A 2,314-nucleotide genomic window follows, 5' to 3' on the forward strand; every position below is an offset into this window, starting at 1 on the left:
TAAAAAGCTGTGCACACTCACGTGTCGTTACATATCTATCTCCATCATCAAATATCATCTCATTACCTTTCTCTTTTTTATATTAATTAAATGGGTGGGAATGCTGGAAGGCATGTGAAGCACTCCAACTTTTAAAAATTTACAAGTTTATTTTTTAGATGTGCTTAATTTCATATTTCCAATCAGGCAATTGAGTAAGAGCTAATGCGAGTTGTCCTCTATGACACATGCATACATTGGCTTCAAAACAGGTGATTGCAACGCGCTTTTTGTTTAAAAACATTTGATATAATTTGTTTATTGCACAAGAATTATTCTTGAGAGTTGTATTTTGATAATCTTCAAAAAGGCGGTCATAATCTTTTTGTGTTTTCAAATTTCTTCGTTTTTCAGAAGCAATTCCAAGTTCAGGCAGATGCATATATTCAATATCAATATTGCTCACAGCTTTCTCTAATTGTCTTTTCGAAAATCCGTGTTTTCTACTTATTGGATTTTTACGAACATCACATAAAGTTTTGATATTGTTTTCTATGAGACAACTAAGATAATCCTCAAGGGACTTACCTTCATAGCCAATGGTAAAAAAACAAAATTCCTCATCTTTAGCAGGCTGTATGATAATATGTTTAGTGTTACACACGTTTAATTTCCTTGGTAAATGGGTGGGAGTGCTGGGAGGAGAGAGCACCCCCATAGGTTTAAGCAGCTTTTGCCAAAATCTTTTGCATCTCTTGTTCTATTTCCCCTAAAAAGATTTCGACCGCTTTATTGATCTCTTCAATGTGTTTCTCATCACGGAGGACGCGTTTGACTTTCATTCTCAAACCAGTAGATTTGCCTACAAAGTTTGGATTATAGCTCATGAAATCACACCATTTACGTCCAGTGCATGCCATTTGGAATTGCATTTGTGCGTGATATTCTGGTTTAATTTCGTCATATATAAAAAAACGAAGATGGGTTGTTGATTGTGGACATTTGACTTCGATTAAACCGTCCTCTCCAATGAACCCATCAGGACTTGCACCAGCCATTTTCATTTTTGGGTGTGGGATAAACCCGCATCTTGTGACTTCTGCGTCATAAATGAATTCATATTCTCTTAAGGCATTCTCTTCATGTTCAATGCCCCATTGCATAGCAGGTGTTGTATAAGATTGGCTTATTTCCTCTATTAAGCGTTCTGTCATGAGTTTCGTTTTGTAGTCTTCATATTTGCTTGTAGGCAAACCTTTTGCTGTCTTACTGATTACATTGTAAACGTTTGAAGCAGTGACTTTACCCAAGCGCGCTTGAAACCACTCTGCTGTCCTTTGTTCCATTTCACACCGCCGTTTCTTGTTGAGTTGGCGCATATTCGATATCTTGTATAGGTGCATCTAATTGCTCTTGTTGTGCTTTATTCATTTGCTTTCGTTGCTTTTTTTTCAAAGAAAACAAAGCGGTTTGTGCTTGTTTAAAAGACATATCTTTTAGATTTTTTACTCCTATGAAAGAGAGAAGCCTACTTTCTTCAGATTGTGTTTTTTTAATTAATTCTTTGATTTCATTCATCTGTTCAGAAGAGATACCCGCAAGAAGTGTTATTCCATCTGTATCGTCTTCTTTTCTTGCAACATTAAGAAGCATGCCTAAGAGATATCGACGTGCGTAGCTTATAGTAGAACCAACCGCTTGTACGTTGTTTTTACTCCCCGTAGCATCAAGGGGAAATGTTCCTTGTGTTGATATTTCATTGCCCGATATATGCTTTAAAGTCATTTCTACGGTTATACTATTTGAATTCTGGTCTTTGATACGAGAGAACAAGGCAAAGTGATGTTTTGCAAGAGGTTCTTTAATAGCATCAATATATTTATCAAGCGTTGTATAGGTGCTTTTAGTATGTGTATTAATGGCATTTTGTTCGATATTTTTATATTCCACTTGTATAGTAGAAAGATCACGGACAAAGTTTTGACGCTCTTGTCGTTCTATCTCCTTTTCTCGCAATTCAAGAAGGCTCTTGAGACGTTCCATATCGACATCATCTTTTAGAGCTCTTTCTAAAATCAGCTCCATAGCTGTAGATTTGACTTCACAATCGTTCGTTGTTTCCACTAATTCCGTTCGTGTGGTACTTAGTTCACTCATCTTGATTTCCTCCTATTTGAGCGCAATTCACCCGTGGCGTGAATCACGCTGGTGTTTAAAAATGTTGTTTGGTTGTTAGAGTTTGGATTTTATAGGTTGCATTATGTCTTCAGAAATTATGGTATCTACATAAGGCTCGTCTTTATACCCAGAGATAGTGATACAAAGTTCACCTAGA

At 36.4% G+C, this 2,314-nt stretch carries 3 protein-coding genes; all 3 read right to left on the bottom strand.

Annotated features, from left to right (window positions below):
• Positions 1-154: 154 nt before the first annotated feature.
• Genes ACFIKX_RS02950 through ACFIKX_RS02960 form a run of 3 tightly spaced genes read right to left on the bottom strand, consistent with a single transcriptional unit; the run spans position 155 to position 2,136 of the window.
• A complete protein-coding gene (locus ACFIKX_RS02950; RefSeq protein WP_375651368.1) occupies positions 155-643 on the bottom strand; it encodes a DUF488 family protein in 489 nt (162 codons plus the stop codon).
• Between the two features lie 58 nt (positions 644-701).
• Positions 702-1,325, bottom strand: coding sequence for a lambda exonuclease family protein (locus tag ACFIKX_RS02955; RefSeq protein ID WP_375627698.1), 624 nt, complete (start codon positions 1,323-1,325; stop codon positions 702-704).
• A 1-nt stretch (position 1,326) separates the two neighbouring features.
• Entirely contained in the window at positions 1,327-2,136 is an 810-nt protein-coding gene (locus ACFIKX_RS02960; protein ID WP_375627699.1) for an ERF family protein, read from the bottom strand.
• Between the last annotated feature and the right edge of the window lie 178 nt (positions 2,137-2,314).

The sequence above is a fragment of the Bartonella sp. CM86QHHN genome (genome assembly GCF_042194695.1).
GTDB lineage: Bacteria > Pseudomonadota > Alphaproteobacteria > Rhizobiales > Rhizobiaceae > Bartonella.